Here is a 15,798-nt window from a genome sequence, read left to right on the forward strand (position 1 = left end):
GACTATCGGACCCCGAACGAAGCCGAGCAGGCATGGATCACCGAGAACCTCGCCGCGTAGACAACTATTCAACTGGTCCAGGAAACGTTGGGCAGCTCACCGGACGCCTCAGCGAACTCCCCGCCATCATCCGCACCATCACAAAACTCGAACTCTACCGACTCGGCTGGTAAACAACCTTATGAATAACGCTCTAAGCCTCAATAACGGTCCCAGTAGGACAATCGGTTAACACTATGTTCAATAAAATTTACGTCAGATTGGAAATACGCATATGAATCGTTTGAGCAAGCCGAACGGGGAGCGTACCTAGTCGCTGGTGGCGAGGGTGTAACCACCGGTCACCATGTCGTACACGTTCAACCGCACCGCCCCGGGGGCAATCCGCTCATTCAAGGAAGCGCAGCGTATACCGATTAGGTACCGCGTCATGCTGGTAGTAGTGCCAGAAAATGTCGCCAGCCTCGACAGCGCCAAACGCCTCCTCAGAGGGCACTTTATCAACACGCCCGTTCCACGTGATGTCCGCGGCGCCCGTGGACTCTTTACCTTCGTGCAACAGGCGAGCCAGCCTGTAAAGACTTTCGGAGCCATCCGGATTCTGCTTACGCACCTCGATCATCATCGCAGCCGCACTCCCGGCAGCCTGCAAAAATAAGTCCGCCCAAGAACCAGGCAGATCATCCCTCAACCGCTTGCCCTCCGGCAGCCGAGACAAAGAGATCGCGAATTCGCCTTTACCGTCCATCAGCATCGGCGCACGGCGAACAACTTGCTCAGCAAGCTGACCACTCATGACCTCTAGTCTCGAAACTCCGTTATAAGTAATTACGTGCGTGACTGACATCTCCCGAGCTTTTTTCTTATGGAATTTCCTGAAGAATTACTTGAACAATCTCGATCGGTTCGCCGTTCAAGATGCCCCTCGCCGGATTCTCTGACGAAACCCTGCTATCGAAAAGACGCTGACTATTTCGGCCTCGCTGATACTCAGGGGTAGCGCTACCGCTCTTAACTTCTATTCCGATGTACCGCTTTTCTCCCGAATGGATCAACCCGTGATAATAGCGGAATTGCCCACCGGCTTCAAGCCTTACGCCGACCCGATCTGAACGGACCTCAATGCCCATCCTATCACGAACTGCTCCTAGTCCCAGTGCTTCTTTATTCGCGCTGACCGTGTCTGAACCCGTGTAATGCCCAAAAATGTCTCGCTTGTCACCTCGATCGATGCCTCGAAGCTGCTCTCGAATTTCACTCGGCAGGGACTTTATCTCTTCGCGAGTCAACTCACCCCGTCGAATCTTGTCCACAACTCTTTGTGCATCGTCTAATGGCTGTATTGTCGGCGTGAATTCGTCGCTGACTGTCACTCCTCCCGCGCCGAGGTGGTTCTTGAGCCAGTCCATCGCGCTGGTGGCGTCACTCGCGTTGGCGATCGTGACGTGTTTCCCGAAGTTGAGGTCGTCGGCTTTCGTGACCAGACGCCCGAGGTCGTCGGTTTTGTTGAGCAGGGTGTCGAGTTTGGTGGCCTTCGTGGCCGCGCCGAGTGGGAGTAGGTTCCCGGCGATCTGGCCGATGACGAACGCGTCTCCCGAGGCGGCCTTCCCCGCGATAGTGGTCAGCTGGTTCCACAACTTCGAGAACGCTTCGCCGTTGGTCGCGAGGGTGAACACACCGGTCACCGTGTCGTGCAGGTTCAGCTGTAGCGCTCCGCTGACCTGGTCTCCCAGCCCGGACCCGAGCCCGGCGAGGAGCTGCAAGTCTGGGTCGCCGGACGCGATCGCGGGTTGCGCGAGGGTGACGTCATACCAGTGGCCGACCTGTTCGGATGCCATCCCGATCAGGTTCAGGCTCTCGCCTGTGGACGCGATGGTGGCGTGATCGATCGCACTGTTCACGCCCCCGGCGATCAGCGACCCGCCCAACCCTGCCAACGCGAGACTCATGCCCCCGCTGAACGGCGTCCCGACCACACCCACCGCGACAACGACCGCACCCGCGACGGTCTGCAACCCGTCCCAGAGCAGGCCCGACAGGGCGTCTTCTTTGCGCTGGCGTTCCGCTTCCGCCTTGACGTCAGCGACGTATCCGGAGAACAGGGCCTGCCACCCGTCGGAAGCGACCTCTCGGTTCTGCTGGCAATACTCCAGCATCCCCCCGGTCAGCTCCCCCAACGTCCGCAACGTCAGATTAAAGCTCCCCGGCAGATACGAGCGTCCCTGCCCGACAGTGAGACTCCCCAGGTTCGCGACCACCCGGTTCAACTCCGCCACCAGGTTTTTCACCTGACCGAACCCGGGATCGGTGGCCTCATACGCGGCCCACGTCTCCTGCTGAGTCTTCGCGATCGACTTCATCCGCTCGAAACCCTCCGCGGCATCATCGGCCGCGCCAGCGCCAGCGCCGTCCAGCGACACCAGATGCGACGCGCTCGCAGCAATCGACCGCAGATCGGCCGCGAACCCCCGCAACCGCCCGATACCGGTATCAAGCTGGATAAGGTGCGCGTCGTACTCGTCGTTCACGAGCCGGAAATTCCCGTCCGTATCCACCTGGGAATACCCGCTCCAATACACGCCGATCGCGGTCTGGAACGTGGACACGCACACCAGCAGCGACTGCACGATCGGGACATGCACTTCCCGGATATACGCGCGCATCGCATCAGCACCCTGACCACTGATATTCCCCGACCCGACGAGACTCTCAAGCCCCTGCAACAGCGCATCAAGGGACTCACTCCGCTCCGCGAGACTCTTCTGCAACCCCGGAGACGACGCCTGCCACGAATCCGCAGAGAACTCCACCACACTCACTGCGCCACCCCACACACCTGCGCATCCTGCGCGTCCTGCACCTCGATACCCACCCCGAGCTGGTCGAACTCGTCCGTGTCCTTTCCCGCCGCAGCACCATACGACGCGACCAGGGCGGACAGGTCCGCGGAGATCTCGGACACAACCGTGACCCCCGGAACATTCACGTCACCACCCCGATCCCATCCACCGCTCGCCCCCGCCACACAGGACGTCAGAGTGGACACGATCCGAGTCTCCTCATGGAACCCGTCACGGACGCCCCGCGTATCTGAACCCATGATCTCTTCCCTCCTCCGACGTCTCGTTCAGGTCAGCGCTATCGCGACCGCCTGCGCGGAAAGGGCCGGATGCTCGAGCGGGTTGATCGAGAACGCGAGCGCGCGCTGCTTGCTCTTGCAATCACTGATCGCCTGCCCGATCTGGTCACTGATGCGCGCGTGATCCGACCTCGCCGCGTCAAAAGCATCCGTGAAACTAGTGCGACTCTGCCCCGCCCACAGCGCCCCTCCCGCATCCTTATAGTCATCGACCCGGAACTCCTCCGCCTCACCGCGCACCGTGTCCAGCCGCGCGATGATGTCCTCCAGTTCCCGCACCTGCGCGAGCGCCTGTTCCTCATTCACCGTCGACTCCGAGATCACGAACACCGGCGAACAAGTCATCGGCCGCGACCCGAGCGGACGCTACCAGCGCAGGAACAGCCGCCGGAGCAGCCGCCGGCGGACGATGTTCCTGCTGGAACCGGAGGTAAGCGTTGTTCAGGATCTCGTGCACAAGTTCGTCATCAGCGTCCCGATACCCCTCATACACGACCTTCGCAATGTCGTCGCTACTGAAATAGACGATGTTCGCGTCAACCATGCCCTCCGGAAACAGGAACGCGCCATAGTCGAAGAACTGATCCTCCACAACCGACCCCCGACTGACGATCAATAACTTCTTCACCGAACCGTTCAGAATCACCACACTTCCCAACGGCAAGAACGTGCGGCTCACCAAAAGCCCGGAATCAGGCTGCAGCTCAGTCATGATTGTCTTCCTTCGCGTCGTAGCTCACTAAATGGGTCTGTAACATTTGCCGCTCTCTCGAGCGGCGCTCCCGCGCCCTCTCCCGCGCCCTCGGCCGAACGCTTTCTCCTCGCCCGCACCCCACCGCCACCAGCACCGTCGGCACCGCCACCGCAGCTGCTCCGCCGTACGACACGGGAGACGCTTCGCTCTCGTCATGCATCGCCGTGAGCGCGTCCCGCGATGAGTAGTCACCGAACAGTGCCGACCAGACCTACTGATAGGCGGACACGCTGGTCTGCACGCGAGCGAAGTCCAGGGTGTTGGCGGCCGTCAGCCGGTCAGCCGCCGTCTCGTGCTCCTGCCGCGCCCTCGCAGAAATATCTGAGGTCCAGCCACCCCTCACCATCATCATCGATGGCGAATGCGACAGCAGGTGCGCCGACCGCCACCTCGACAGCACACGCACCTGCACACAACCCTCGAACAAGGAGCGACCGCCGTGCCAAGTCCTCTGCGCCCGGAAAGCTGCTAGAAGCCGAAGCTCTGCGCATCCTGCGCGTCACGCTCAGCAATGGTGTCCGCGTACTTGTTCAACTGCTCGTCGATGTTCACCAGCAGCTCCTCGAACTTCTTCACACTCTCCGAAAGCTGGCTGTACTGCGTGAGATACGCCTGGAACGCCTGACCCTTCCACTGCTCAGCAGTAGTCGAGTTCATCCGATTCACCTTCTGAATGGCCTGCTCGATCTCATCCTTCGAGCGAGTATAAACCTGAGCCTGCTGCTTCAGTTCCTCAGGAGTAACACTAATCTGAGCCATGAAACGCTCCTTTCCTGATACCGCTCGGCACCCTAGCATGCAGCCAGCACAGGATAAAGAGCCCTGGGAGCCACCATCGACGCCAAGGCGCGAAGTGAAACCCCATTGGCACAGATCACAAAGGACTCGATGTCCTAAAAACGTGATCGTAAACGACATGAAACGGAGGCTTATGCACGATAGCGTTGCACGCTCAACGAAGATTCCCGTGACCGAGGAATACGCGGCACTTAAGCTGAATTCTGCATAAGCCTCAATGCATACGCAGACTCCATCCCGCTTGACGGGAAAGAGAAGGAGCTCGGGTGCATCTATCGGCAGCAGGACTTCGACGGCCCGGCAGTGCCCTGGGAAAGCTGCGGAGCGGCAAGTGCTACGTCGCAGACCTCCCTGACAACTCGGGGAAACGAGTTATGCCCAGTTCCAGGAACCCGCTGGGAGGCGACGGCTAGCTTGTACGCTGATGACGTATTGATGGGACAAGATACAGCGGTGGCACTTGCCCAGTAGATCGGTGCCCGAGAAGGAAGTAGTCGAGATGACGAGACCGCGATTCATCCCCCTTGACCCCCCTGGTCGCCTAGCAACCGGTACGCCGTACCAGCTCATGTACCTGGAAGCGGGTGACGAGCACATCGCTGTCAGGTTCATCGGGCTGATGCCGGGCGCTGGGCGAGAACTCAGTCGGACTCGGGTGGCCCTTCGAGATAAAAAGGGCGGCGACTATCCGTTCGAACTGACCCTTCACGGGGGTCAGATCGTCCCGGAGGAGGCGATCTTCAGTTTCGCTGGCCCGCTGGGGACGACGTCGCAGGTGGACATCATCCTGGGGAACGACGAGACGGTGATCGAGACCATTGACGTCCGACCTGCACCGGTCGCCATCATCGATCGGTAAGACGCGATCGGCACGTGCTCTGTGACAGGATTTTTCCCCTGCCTACCTGACTGCTGTGCCGATTCCGAGTGCGGCAGAGAAGATCCTCGTGTGGGAGCTCACTGCTCGCCCGAGTGTCAAGGAAGCCCGCCTCCCGCGCCCGTCGGAGCGGCGCGATCGAGGAGCCCGAAGAACGACAACCGTAGAATTGCACGGTGGTCCGGCCGTCCGGGCTCAGCGGCGGATCGGAGCGGAAGTGCGGAAGGCGTTCGCGATCTTCCGTCTGGCCCTCGCCGCGCTGGGTGCGAGCGCGCTCATCGGCGACTTCTTCTACACGCTGGGCTTCCGCGCGTTCCAGATCGACAACTTCTTCGCCTACTTCACGACGCAGTCGACTATGGCTGCAGTCGTCGTGCTGACCCTGTCCGGCCTGGTGGCCCTCGCGCAGGAGCGAGAGCCGGGCTGGCTCAGCACGGTGCGGGCCCTCGTGCTCACGTACATGGTCGTGTCGGGGATCGTCTTCGGCCTGATCGCGGTCGAGGCGAACAACCGCGGCGTCCGCGTCGATGTGCCCTGGTCGAGTGCCCTGCTGCACTTCGTTATCCCGACGCTCGCGATCCTCGACTGGATCCTCGACCCCGTCCGCCGCCCGGTCGCGTGGCGGGGAGCACTGACCGTCCTCGGCTTCCCGATCGTCTGGGGCGTCATCACGCTGGTCCGGGGCGCGCTGGTCGGCTGGTATCCCTACTTCTTCCTCGACCCTGCGCAGGTCGACGGGCCCGTGATGTTCGTGCTCTACGACGTGGTCGTGCTGGGCCTGATCTCGGGCATCGCCGCGGTCGTCCTCGCCCTCAGCCGGGTGCGCCCGCCCGGGGCCGCGCGCGAGTCGGAGCGGCGGGGGCCGTTCGCGAGGCTCCGGCGGCAGGCGGGCCGGGGCCACCTCGGCCGAGAGCACGCCGGCCGGGAACACCTCAGCCGGGCACGACGGCGAACGGCTCGAGCGCCGACTGCGCGACGGTGACCAGCTCGTCGTCGCTGAGTTCCTGCAGCGACCGAGCCTGATCCGCTCCGACCAGGCCGACGAGCACCGCCTCGCCGGTCGACGGCTGGAGGTTCAACCATTCGGTGATCCCCGCCTCGGAGCCGACGAGCGACCACCGCGCCGCCGCGTCCGTATCCCAGAACGCGTCGTCGAAGCGCAGCCAGAGCGTCTCGACGATGCCCGAGCCGAGGGCGGCGACGGCCGCGCGCTGCGCGAAGGGGAGCGGCGGATCGAAGGCGATCGCGTCGGTCTTCAGCACCCCGATCGGCACCGTCACCAGCACCCGGTCGGCCGTGAACGATTCGCCGGTGCCGAGGCGGACGCTGACGCCCGTCTCCGTGTAGCCGATCCCGCTCACCGCGGCGCGCAGCGAGACCTCGACGCCCGCGAGCAGCGTCTCGACCAGGGGCGCGAGCCCGTCGGTCAGGAGCGCGTCGCCGAGGCCGGTCAGCTCCTCCGCACTCGAGGCTGTGGAGACGGCGGACGCGTCGCCCAGCCCGAACCAGGACGACAGCTCTTCGGGAGCCGCACCGGTGCGCAGCGCGGTTGTGCCGGCGAGGTGCGCGGCCACGCGGGCGTCATCGCCGTCGCCGGAGCCCGGCTCGGCCGGGTCGGGCGCTCCGGAGCCGGCGAACGCCTCGGCGAGCGACAGGTCCTCCGGCTGCTCCGCTCCCCACTCGAGTGCACGGGTCAGCGCGTCCGCACCGGTCGTGCCGGTGTTCAGGGTCGAGCCGTCGATGCCGGTCGAGCGGATGCCGATCAGATCGACCGCCGTGGTGGCGATTCCGGCGTCCGCGACGCCCTCGAGCAGGGCGGCGCCCGCGTCGGTGAGGGCCCAGGCGCCGGCCTCGACGGCGATCGGCCAGCCGTCGGGAGTCGAGGTCGCGATACGCCCGCCGGTGCGGTCGCGCGCCTCCACCACGGTCACATCGAAGCCCGAGTCGGTCAGTCGCCGTGCGGCGACAGCCCCGGCGAGTCCCGCCCCGACGATCGCGATGCGCTCACCCTCGTCGGCGACGGTGCTGATCTCGGCGGCCGCGCGAACCCCGGAGTTCCAGGCGCCCTGGAGCGTGCCCGGCGCCTGGGTATCGGTGGCCTCGCCCGCGAGGAACAGCCGGTCGAGGACGGAGCCGGCGAGGTCGGCGCGGTGCTGCGCAGTTGCGCCGACCGGCAGGTAGGAGACGGAGCCGAGTGCGTACGGGTCGCTCCCCCAGGCTGAGCGCACGAAGGCGGCCGGCGCGGGGACGGTGGTCGTGCTGGGCGTGGGCACGGGCGCCTTCGTAACGGAGCGGGTCGGCCTCGGACGTGACGGCGTGCAGCCCGCGAGGGCCAGGAACCCGACTCCGGTGACGGTTCCCGTGAGGAAGAGGCGGCGTCCGATCGTCATCCCGGCCATCCTATGTTCTCGGCATTCCACGAAGGCGCGCCGGCCGCTCCCGTCGTGCTGCCGCCCCGCGCACCGCCCTGCCCTGCTCCGCCCGCCGAAGGCAAGGCCGCGCGGGCAGCGCTCGCCGGATGGTAGACCTGGGGACATGAGCAACGACATCCGCGCACTCGCCGAGGGCGAGAGCTACCTCGCCTTCTTCCAGGGCGGGCCGTTCGACGGCCAGACCGAGAACCGTGTCAGCACCGAGGGGGGCTACGAAAAGGAGGTCGACGTCTACGCCGCCGTCGACGGCCAGGAGACGCACCTCGTCTACACCGCCGTCACCGCGAAGGAGGTCGGCGAGGCGGTCCACGTGACGTACGCCATCGACGCTTCCGACTCCGATCCGATCGAGGACCCGGAGGACCGCGGCGGCGGATTCCAGTAGCCGCACGATCCCTCGGATGCCGCCTCGGCGCCGCGCTCAGCGCGGCCGGGGCGGCATTTGTGCGCGAGGACGCGCCATCTCACGACGTCGACACTTCCGACTCCTAGGATGATGCTTCCTCACGTCGCGGTCGATTCTTTCCGCCGCCGTACCCTGGGAGCCGCCGCAGTGACCGATCCGCTGACCCGTTCCATGCCGCTCCACGGCGCCGCCGCACAGCACTGGCTGAAGGAACGCGGCGGCGAGGCCGACGCCGACCAGGCCTTCACCCTCGTCGGGCACGAGACCTCGGCCGACGGAGTGCTCCTCCGACGCCTCTGGCACACGGCGGGGACGATCCGCTTCCAGCCGACCGCCGACACCGATTCGTCGTCGCGCGTGCTCCTGCTCCCGCTCGAGGGGGCGTTCACCGTGGCGTGCGGCCAGGAGCGGGCCACCGTCCGGCGCGGGAGCGTCGCAGCCCTGTCAGCGGCATCGGCAGGGACGATCAGTACGAGCGCGCCCAGCTCGCGGCTCGTCCTCGTGGTGCGGCCCGCGGGCGCCGACGGCTGCACCGCCGGGCTCAGCGTCTCCTGTTCCCCCGCGGTGCCCGTGCTGCTGGCGGCAGCGAACGCTCTGCTCGACGCCGGCCTCCCCGTCGACGACGGAGTGCGGACCGCTCTGCAGGGCCTCGCGGCCGCGGTACTCGCGGGCTGAGTCCGACTGTCAACCCTCCCCGGCGCGACCATCCACCGCGGCAGGCGTCCTCGAACATCGAGTGACGCCGACCGACGGCGCCGGAAGGAGCACTGGCCATGACCGACATCACCGCCCATCACGGACTCTTCAAGGACACCGACCTGCACGTCGATGACACCGGCGGATCGGGGCGCCCCGTCGTCCTCATCCACGGCTGGCCCCTGTCGGGCGAGTCGTGGAAGGAGCAGGTGCCCGCGTTCGTCGCGGCCGGCTACCGCGTCGTCACCTACGACCGCCGCGGCTTCGGACGCAGCGACAAGCCGCTCACCGGCTACGACTACGACACGCTCACCGAGGACCTGCACACCCTGCTCACCGAACTCGACCTGCAGGACGTCACTCTGGTCGGTTTCTCGATGGGCGGCGGCGAGGTCGCCCGCTACTTCACGACGTACGGCGCCGAGCGCCTGCACAGCGTGGTCTTCGCCTCGGCCGTCCCGCCGTACCTGATGAAGACGGACGACAACCCCGACGGCCCGCTCGAGAAGGCGCAGGCCGCGCAGATGACCGCAGGCCTCACCAAGAGCGAGGACGACTTCTACGACCAGTTCACCACCGACTTCTTCTCGGTCGACGGCGTGCTGAAGGTGACGCAGGAGCAGCGCCAGGAGGCGCTCGCGCTCGCGAAGCAGTCGTCCAAGCACGCGGCTCTGGCCTGCATGACGGCCTTCGCGACCACGGACTTCCGCGAGGACCTGCCGAACGTGTCGGTCCCGACGCTCGTCATCCACGGCGACGGCGACGCCACTGTCCCGTTCGAGGGCTCCGGCGCGCGGACACACGCGGCGATCCCTGGATCCGAGCTGCACGTGGTGAACGGAGCGCCGCACGGGGTGACGGTGAGCCACCCCGAGGAGTGGAACCGCGTGGTCCTGGAGTTCCTCGCGAAGTAGTCGCCGCCCGGGGTTCGCAACCGAGGTCAGGAACGCTCACGATGCCCGTTCGCGGCGTTTCTGAGCCTCGGTTGCGAACGAGCGGCCCCTCAGGGCAAGCGCGCCACGACCGCGCGCGCGATGCGCCGGCCCGAGCGGCTCGCTCCGATGGTCGAAGCCGTCGGGCCGTAGCCGGCGAAAAAGACGCGCGGGTCGGTCAGCGAGGCGCCGTCGGCGACCGCGATGCCACCCTCGCGCTCCCGCAGCCCGAGCGGAGCGAGGTGGCGCAGCTCCGGCCGGAAGCCGGTCGCCCAGATGATGACGTCGGCGCGCGTGAAGGAGCCGTCCGGCCAGCGGACGCCGTCCGCCTCGATCGCCGAGAACATGCCGCGCTCGCGCAGTACCCCGCGCTCAAGACCCGCGACCACCCGTCGGGTGCGCTGCACCCCGGTACCACCGACGATGCTCGGGAGGGGCAGGCCAGCGCGCGCCGCACGGTCCTGCTCGGCCACCGCGTCCACCGCCGACTCCATCGCGAGCTGCTCGCCGTCGCGGTAGACGACCGGGCGCCGCGTCGCCCAGGTCAGCGAACGCGCCACCCGTTCCAACTCCAGCAAGAACCCGATCGCCGAGGTGCCGCCGCCGACCACGAGCACCTGCTGCCCGGCGAAGTCCTCCGCGCGGACGTACTCGGTCGGATCGATCTGCACACCGCGGAAGCGCTCGCGCCCGGGGTAGTGCGGGATGAAGGGCGAGCCCCAGGTGCCCGTGGCGTTGACGAGGAGGTGCGCGCGCTCGATCGTGCGGTCGGTCTCGACGAGCAGTGGCGACCGCGTGTCGCGCGATGTGGCGCTGGTGACGCGCCGCACAACTTCGGGACGGCGGACCTCAAGCCCGAGTTCATGCTCGTAGCGTCCGTAGTACTCGCGGACCACGTCGCGCGCCGGGCGCCGACGGTCAGCCGTCTGGAACGACAGGCCCATCCGCTCCATGCCGGGGAGGTCGTGCACGCGGTGTGCGGAGCCGAGTCGCAGCGCCTTCCAGCGGAACTGCCACGCACCTCCCGGCTCGGGCCCGCGATCCAGGACGACCAGGTCGCGGCCGGGAACCAGGCCCAGCCGGCGCAGGTAATATGCCACCGACAGGCCCGCCTGGCCCGCGCCGATCACCACGACGAGGCGCGGTGGGGCGACACTGTCCACGGTGCTCCTGACCCGGTCGAGGATGGGCGGCCGTCCGACGGATCGGCGCCCGGGGTGGCGGGTCCCCTGTCTGCTAAACTACCGCGTAGATTTCAACTTTCCCTGTCTGCTCTTTTCCCAGCCGGCTCCCTGCCCGTCTGGCCTGTCATCGTGAGGGGGTCACCCATGGGGCGCGGCCGTCAAAAGGCGAAGAACACCAAGATCGCCCGTGAGCTGAAGTCGTTCAGCCCGGCGGTCGATTACAGCGCGCTCGAGCGCGAGCTCAGCCACCCGGACGAGCCGGACTACTCGAAGTGGATTGACGCCGAGGACGACGGCGACGACACGGATCTCCTCGAGGAGCCGCACCAGAAGCGTGCCTGACTCCTCCCGTGAATAGGGGCCGCTCCCTCGTGGCGGTGCCGCTTCGCTCGCAGAGGCGGGCCTGCAGGCCGGACGCCTCACGCACCTGGGCCGACTCGCGGAGGCGTACGGATTCGTCGCGCAGTCCGTCGACGTGGTCCTCGCTGAGGCACTCACGCACGGCGAGCACGAGCGCGCGGCGAGCGAGCAGGACACGCAGCAGCAGTGGTTCTCGGAGGCGGAGGTCGAGGCGTTAGTTCCCTCCGGAGCGATCGTGGAAACCGCCACGGTGGCCGCGCTTCCTCTGTTCCGCCTGGAGCGCGGCGTGCTGCGCCGAGCACGTTCTCCCGCTTTCCTGCAGGAAGGAACGAATGTCGGTGGTCGCTGAGAGACTGATCGAATGAGTGTCTCCCCGCCCGTACGGCTGCCCGTGTGGCAGTCGGAGCGTCGTGGGAGCGACCTCGAGGAGGCGCGGGAGTTCTACGCCGGCTCGTACAACGGCTCCGGATTCCGGGCCGAGCGGACGGTCGCGCCGTTCGCTTTCCGCTACACGACGACCGGGCCGGGGCCGGTCAGCCTTCACTCCGCATCCTTCCTGGGCCGGGTGCGCGGCACAGTCTCCCCGAGCGAGGTCTACGTGGCCCTCTGGCTGACCGCGGGGCGCGCCTCCCTCGATCTGGGGCGCGACGAGCACCGACTCGTCGTCGGGCGCCCGGCGATGTTTCCGAGCGGCCGGCCGTTCGGCTTCGAGGCTCTTGAGTACCGCGACGCACTCGTGCACTTCGAGGCCGCCCATCTCGAGACGATCGCCGCCGAGCTGCACGGCACCGAGCCCGGACCGCTCCGGTTCGCGCCCGTGGCCCACGACACCACCACCTGGTGGGCAGCGATCCGTCTCCTCCGCGACACTCTCGCCACCGCCCACGCACCGACCGTGCTGCAACGCGACGAGGTCGCCCGCGTCGCCGCACTGGCCGCGCTGCAGACCTTCACCCACCGCATCGCCCCGCTGCCCGCCGCCCCACCCTCGGTGAGCGCCCGGCGCCTGCGTCAGGCTGTCGAGTTCGTGCAGGCCAATGCGGACCTGCCGCTCGGAGTGGCCGACATCGCCGACGCCGCCGGGCTCACCGTGCGCGGCGTGCAGCTGGCGTTCCAGCGCGCCTTCTCCCAGACCCCACGGCACTACCTGCGCTGTGTCCGCCTCGATCGGGCGCACGAGGAACTCGCGGCCGGTTCGGCGGGTGAGCTCGTGGTCGGCGAGGTGGCCGCCCGCTGGGGATTCATCAGCGGCGGGCGCTTCGCCCAGCACTACGCGGTCCGGTTCGGCGAGCTCCCGAGCGAGACCCTGCGCCGCTGAGCGCACCGACCCTCCGGCTCGTCGGATCGTGTCCGGCTCGCCAGAGGGGCCGGATCCTGCGAGCCGGACGCGGTTCCGCGAGCCCGGGCTCCGGCGATCAGCCCGCGTACGACCCGACCAGCCGGACCGCGCCGCCGTCGACGCCCTTCGCACCCTGCTCGAAACCGTCAAATCCGCGCGCCGCCGTCGAGACGCGGCCGGCCGTCCAGGACGGCACGCCCGAGCGCTCGAGGCTCGCGATCACGCCCTCGGCAGCGTCGGCCGCGACCACCGCGACCATTCCGATGCCCAGATTCCAGGTGCCCTCGGTGCTCTCGAGTGTCGCGCCCGACATCCCGGCGAGCGCCCGGAACACCTCGGACGGGCTCCAGCTCGCGCGCTCCACCTCGACCCAGGAGCCGCGCGGCAGCACGCGGGCGAGGTTCGCGGCGATCCCGCCTCCGGTGACGTGGCTGATCGCGTGGACCGCCGGGCCGAGTTCGGCGTCGTCGAGGAGGTCCAGCAGGGGGCGGGTGTAGAGCCGAGTCGGCTCGAGCAGCACCTCGCCGACCACACCGCCGAGCTCCTCCGAGCGGTCGGTGAAGCCGATGCCGCGCTCGGCGAGGATGTGGCGCACGAGCGAGTAGCCGTTCGAGTGCAGTCCGGAGGAGGCCATCGCCACCACGACGTCGCCGTCGCGCACGCGATCGGCGCCGCGCACCTGATCCGCCTCAACCGCGCCGACCGCGGCGCCCGCAACGTCGTAGTCGTCTGGCCCGAGCAGACCCGGGTGCTCGGCCGTCTCGCCGCCGACGAGGGCGGTGCCGGTCTCGGAGCAGGCGCGCGCGATCCCCGCGACGATGTCCGCGATCCGGGTCGGGACGACCCTGCCGCAGGCGATGTAGTCGGTCATGAAGAAGGGGCGCGCGCCGACCACGACGATGTCGTCGACGACCATGCCCACGAGGTCCTGCCCGATGGTGTCGTGCTTGTCGATCGCCTGCGCCAGCGCGACCTTGGTGCCGACGCCGTCGGTCGAGGTCGCCAGGAGCGGCGCACGGAAGTCGCGGAGGAAGGAAACGTCGTACAGGCCCGCGAATCCGCCCACCCCGCCGAGAACCCGGTTGTCGTGGGTCGCCGACACCGCCGACTTCATCAGCTCGACGGCGAGATCCCCCGCCGCCGTGTCGACTCCGGCGCGGGCGTAGCTGCTCGTCTCATCACTCACGCGACGACCCTACCGACTGCCCTCGCCCGCCACGGCACGCAGTCCCCTCCTCCGACGGGTGCTCCGCTTCGGCACCGGCCGTCACGCGCCGCCTCGGGGTGATCCGTCACCGCCTGCGCCAGGATCGGAGGCATGCAGCTGCAGCGCGTGGGACCGGCGGACGTCGACGAGGTGCGTGCTTTCCTGGCCGAGGCCGACCTCACCCTGGCCGGGCTCGATTCGCCCTCGGTGCGCCTCTGGCTCGAGCGCGACGCGCGCGGCCGCACCGTCGGCAGCACCGGCTGGGAGCCGAGCGCCGACGGCCGTCACGCGTTGATCCGGAGCGTCGCCGTGGCCGTCGACCGTCGCGGCAGCGGGGCGGGGAGACGCCTCGCCCGGCATGCGCTCGCCGATGCCGCCCGGAGCGGAGCCCGCCGCGCCTGGCTCTTCTCGCGCCGCTCCGGCCCGTTCTGGCGGTCGCTCGGATTCGCGCCCGCCGACCGCGACGAGCTCGCGGCCGCTCTCGCCGCCACCTACCAGGTGCGGCTCTTCACGGAGTCGGGGCAGCTCGCCCGTGAAATCGCCTGGTCGCTCCGGCTCGGGCCATGCCGCGACTACTCGGCCGATCCGCCGGTCCGCACCCCGCCGCGGCCCCGCTCAGCCACGGATCCGCCCACGGCGAACCATTAGGGGATGCGTGCCCCGCGTGCCAGGATGGACCGTCAAACCCCCCTGCTATCCCCTTGGGAGCCCCTCCGGCATGTGCGGAATCGTTGGGATCGTGTCCTCCGGACCGGTCAACCAGTCCATCTACGACAGCCTCTCCCTCCTGCAGCACCGCGGCCAGGACTCGACCGGCATCGCGACCGCCGACGGCAGCACCCTGCACATCAAGAAGGCAGCGGGGCAGGTCCGCGAGGCGTTCCGCACCCGCGACATGCGCTCGCTGCTCGGCACGATGGGCCTCGGGCACGTCCGCTACGCGACGAAGGGCAACGCCGAGCGCGAGGAGGAGGCGCAGCCGTTCTATGTGAACGCGCCGTACGGCATCATCCTCGTCCACAACGGCAACCTCACGAATACCCGTGAACTCACCGAGGAACTCTTCCGGGTCGACCGTCGCCACCTCAACACCACCTCCGACACGGAGCTGCTGGTGAACGTGCTCGCCAACGAGCTCCAGGCCTCGATGTCGGGCCGCGACCTCGACGCCGACGAGGTCTTCGACGCGGTCGCCCGGGTGCACGAGCGCGTCGAGGGTTCCTACGCGACCATCGCGCTGATCGCCGGAGTCGGTCTGCTCGCGTTCCGCGACCCGTTCGGGATCCGCCCGCTCATCGTCGGCCGCCGCAGCAACACGGGCGCTCCGGACGACTGGATCGTCGCCTCCGAGTCGCTGGTGCTCGAGGCGCAGGGCTTCGAGATCGTCCGCGATGTCGCTCCGGGTGAGGCGGTCTTCATCACGCCCGACGGCCAGATGGCCAGCCGTCAGTGCGCGAAGGACCCGCGCCTTATTCCGTGCTCGTTCGAGTACGTCTACCTCGCCCGCCCCGACTCCGTGATGTCAGGAATCTCGGTCTACGAGGCGCGCCTGCGCCTGGGCGACCGCCTCGCCGACACCATCGCTCAGTACACCCCGGGCGGAGCGATCGACGTTGTCATGCCGATCCCCGACTCCTCCCGCCCCGCCGCGATGCAGGTCGCGCAGAAGCTCGG

Annotated in this window: 19 protein-coding genes; 10 read left to right on the plus strand and 9 right to left on the minus strand. The window is 67.7% G+C overall.

From position 1 onward, the window contains the following. Nucleotides 1–388 precede the first annotated feature (388 nt). From C5D07_RS01855 to C5D07_RS01885, 6 genes are all read right to left on the minus strand, one after another. Nucleotides 389–796, minus strand: a complete 408-nt coding sequence (locus tag C5D07_RS01855; RefSeq protein ID WP_146076798.1) for a hypothetical protein — start codon at nucleotides 794–796, stop codon at nucleotides 389–391. Nucleotides 797–863: 67 nt separating this feature from the next. Further along, nucleotides 864–2,834, minus strand: coding sequence for a T7SS effector LXG polymorphic toxin (locus tag C5D07_RS01860; protein ID WP_104258526.1), 1,971 nt, complete (start codon nucleotides 2,832–2,834; stop codon nucleotides 864–866). Further along, entirely contained in the window at nucleotides 2,816–3,046 is a 231-nt protein-coding gene (locus C5D07_RS01865; RefSeq protein ID WP_146076797.1) for a hypothetical protein, read from the minus strand. The genes C5D07_RS01860 and C5D07_RS01865 overlap by 19 nt, the downstream gene beginning before the upstream one ends. Nucleotides 3,047–3,127: 81 nt before the next feature. Continuing rightward, nucleotides 3,128–3,445, minus strand: a complete 318-nt coding sequence (locus tag C5D07_RS01870; protein WP_104258528.1) for a hypothetical protein — start codon at nucleotides 3,443–3,445, stop codon at nucleotides 3,128–3,130. Then, nucleotides 3,438–3,851: a DUF4176 domain-containing protein gene (locus tag C5D07_RS01875; protein ID WP_104258529.1), complete on the minus strand. Its 414-nt coding sequence runs from the start codon at nucleotides 3,849–3,851 to the stop codon at nucleotides 3,438–3,440. Before C5D07_RS01875 ends, C5D07_RS01870 begins: the two co-directional genes overlap by 8 nt. A 510-nt stretch (nucleotides 3,852–4,361) precedes the next feature. Further along, complete coding sequence (locus C5D07_RS01885) at nucleotides 4,362–4,652, minus strand: WXG100 family type VII secretion target (RefSeq protein WP_104258531.1); 291 nt, start codon at nucleotides 4,650–4,652, stop codon at nucleotides 4,362–4,364. A 694-nt stretch (nucleotides 4,653–5,346) separates the two neighbouring features. On the opposite strand from C5D07_RS01885, the gene C5D07_RS01890 reads away from it, so the two are divergent. Beyond that, the gene (locus tag C5D07_RS01890) at nucleotides 5,347–5,550 is read left to right on the plus strand and encodes a hypothetical protein (protein ID WP_146077364.1); all 204 of its coding nucleotides are present in this window, start codon (nucleotides 5,347–5,349) and stop codon (nucleotides 5,548–5,550) included. A 235-nt stretch (nucleotides 5,551–5,785) separates the two neighbouring features. After that, a complete protein-coding gene (locus tag C5D07_RS01895) occupies nucleotides 5,786–6,550 on the plus strand; it encodes a Pr6Pr family membrane protein (RefSeq protein ID WP_104258533.1) in 765 nt (254 codons plus the stop codon). Here C5D07_RS01895 and C5D07_RS01900 read toward each other — a convergent pair. Next, the gene (locus C5D07_RS01900; protein ID WP_170063485.1) at nucleotides 6,501–7,958 is read right to left on the minus strand and encodes a flavin monoamine oxidase family protein; all 1,458 of its coding nucleotides are present in this window, start codon (nucleotides 7,956–7,958) and stop codon (nucleotides 6,501–6,503) included. The genes C5D07_RS01895 and C5D07_RS01900 overlap by 50 nt on opposite strands. Nucleotides 7,959–8,103: 145 nt before the next feature. Between C5D07_RS01900 and C5D07_RS01905 the strand changes: the two genes are divergently transcribed. The 3 genes from C5D07_RS01905 to C5D07_RS01915 all read left to right on the plus strand — a co-directional run bounded on the left by C5D07_RS01905 (nucleotide 8,104) and on the right by C5D07_RS01915 (nucleotide 10,016). Next, the gene (locus C5D07_RS01905; protein ID WP_068255931.1) at nucleotides 8,104–8,385 is read left to right on the plus strand and encodes a hypothetical protein; all 282 of its coding nucleotides are present in this window, start codon (nucleotides 8,104–8,106) and stop codon (nucleotides 8,383–8,385) included. Between the two features lie 108 nt (nucleotides 8,386–8,493). Further along, on the plus strand, nucleotides 8,494–9,081 hold the full coding sequence (locus C5D07_RS01910) for a hypothetical protein (RefSeq protein ID WP_146076795.1): 588 nt from the start codon (nucleotides 8,494–8,496) through the stop codon (nucleotides 9,079–9,081). 98 nt (nucleotides 9,082–9,179) lie between these two features. Next, the gene (locus C5D07_RS01915) at nucleotides 9,180–10,016 is read left to right on the plus strand and encodes an alpha/beta fold hydrolase (protein ID WP_104258536.1); all 837 of its coding nucleotides are present in this window, start codon (nucleotides 9,180–9,182) and stop codon (nucleotides 10,014–10,016) included. 89 nt (nucleotides 10,017–10,105) lie between these two features. On the opposite strand, the gene C5D07_RS01920 is transcribed toward C5D07_RS01915, so the two are convergent. Beyond that, complete coding sequence (locus C5D07_RS01920) at nucleotides 10,106–11,197, minus strand: FAD-dependent oxidoreductase (protein WP_104258537.1); 1,092 nt, start codon at nucleotides 11,195–11,197, stop codon at nucleotides 10,106–10,108. A 165-nt stretch (nucleotides 11,198–11,362) separates the two neighbouring features. Here C5D07_RS01920 and C5D07_RS01925 point away from each other — a divergent pair, with 165 nt between their 5' ends. The 3 genes from C5D07_RS01925 (at nucleotide 11,363) to C5D07_RS01935 (ending at nucleotide 12,896) form a co-directional block, all read left to right on the plus strand. Then, on the plus strand, nucleotides 11,363–11,560 hold the full coding sequence (locus C5D07_RS01925; RefSeq protein WP_068255939.1) for a DUF3073 domain-containing protein: 198 nt from the start codon (nucleotides 11,363–11,365) through the stop codon (nucleotides 11,558–11,560). A gap of 133 nt (nucleotides 11,561–11,693) precedes the next feature. Continuing rightward, nucleotides 11,694–11,927: an NUDIX hydrolase gene (locus tag C5D07_RS01930; protein WP_104258538.1), complete on the plus strand. Its 234-nt coding sequence runs from the start codon at nucleotides 11,694–11,696 to the stop codon at nucleotides 11,925–11,927. Nucleotides 11,928–11,939: 12 nt separating this feature from the next. Then, the gene (locus C5D07_RS01935) at nucleotides 11,940–12,896 is read left to right on the plus strand and encodes an AraC family transcriptional regulator (protein WP_068255943.1); all 957 of its coding nucleotides are present in this window, start codon (nucleotides 11,940–11,942) and stop codon (nucleotides 12,894–12,896) included. Nucleotides 12,897–12,993: 97 nt separating this feature from the next. Here C5D07_RS01935 and purM read toward each other — a convergent pair whose 3' ends face one another. Further along, a complete protein-coding gene (purM, locus tag C5D07_RS01940; RefSeq protein WP_104258539.1) occupies nucleotides 12,994–14,103 on the minus strand; it encodes a phosphoribosylformylglycinamidine cyclo-ligase in 1,110 nt (369 codons plus the stop codon). Nucleotides 14,104–14,235: 132 nt separating this feature from the next. Here purM and C5D07_RS01945 point away from each other — a divergent pair, with 132 nt between their 5' ends. Continuing rightward, nucleotides 14,236–14,772 (plus strand): GNAT family N-acetyltransferase, encoded by a 537-nt coding sequence (locus C5D07_RS01945; protein ID WP_104258540.1) that lies wholly within the window; start codon nucleotides 14,236–14,238, stop codon nucleotides 14,770–14,772. A gap of 70 nt (nucleotides 14,773–14,842) precedes the next feature. Further along, nucleotides 14,843–15,798: amidophosphoribosyltransferase (locus tag C5D07_RS01950; protein WP_104258541.1), on the plus strand; the 956-nt coding region annotated here is incomplete at its 3' end.

Origin of the sequence: Rathayibacter tritici, from assembly GCF_002932875.1 — a bacterium.
Taxonomy (GTDB): domain Bacteria; phylum Actinomycetota; class Actinomycetes; order Actinomycetales; family Microbacteriaceae; genus Rathayibacter; species Rathayibacter tritici.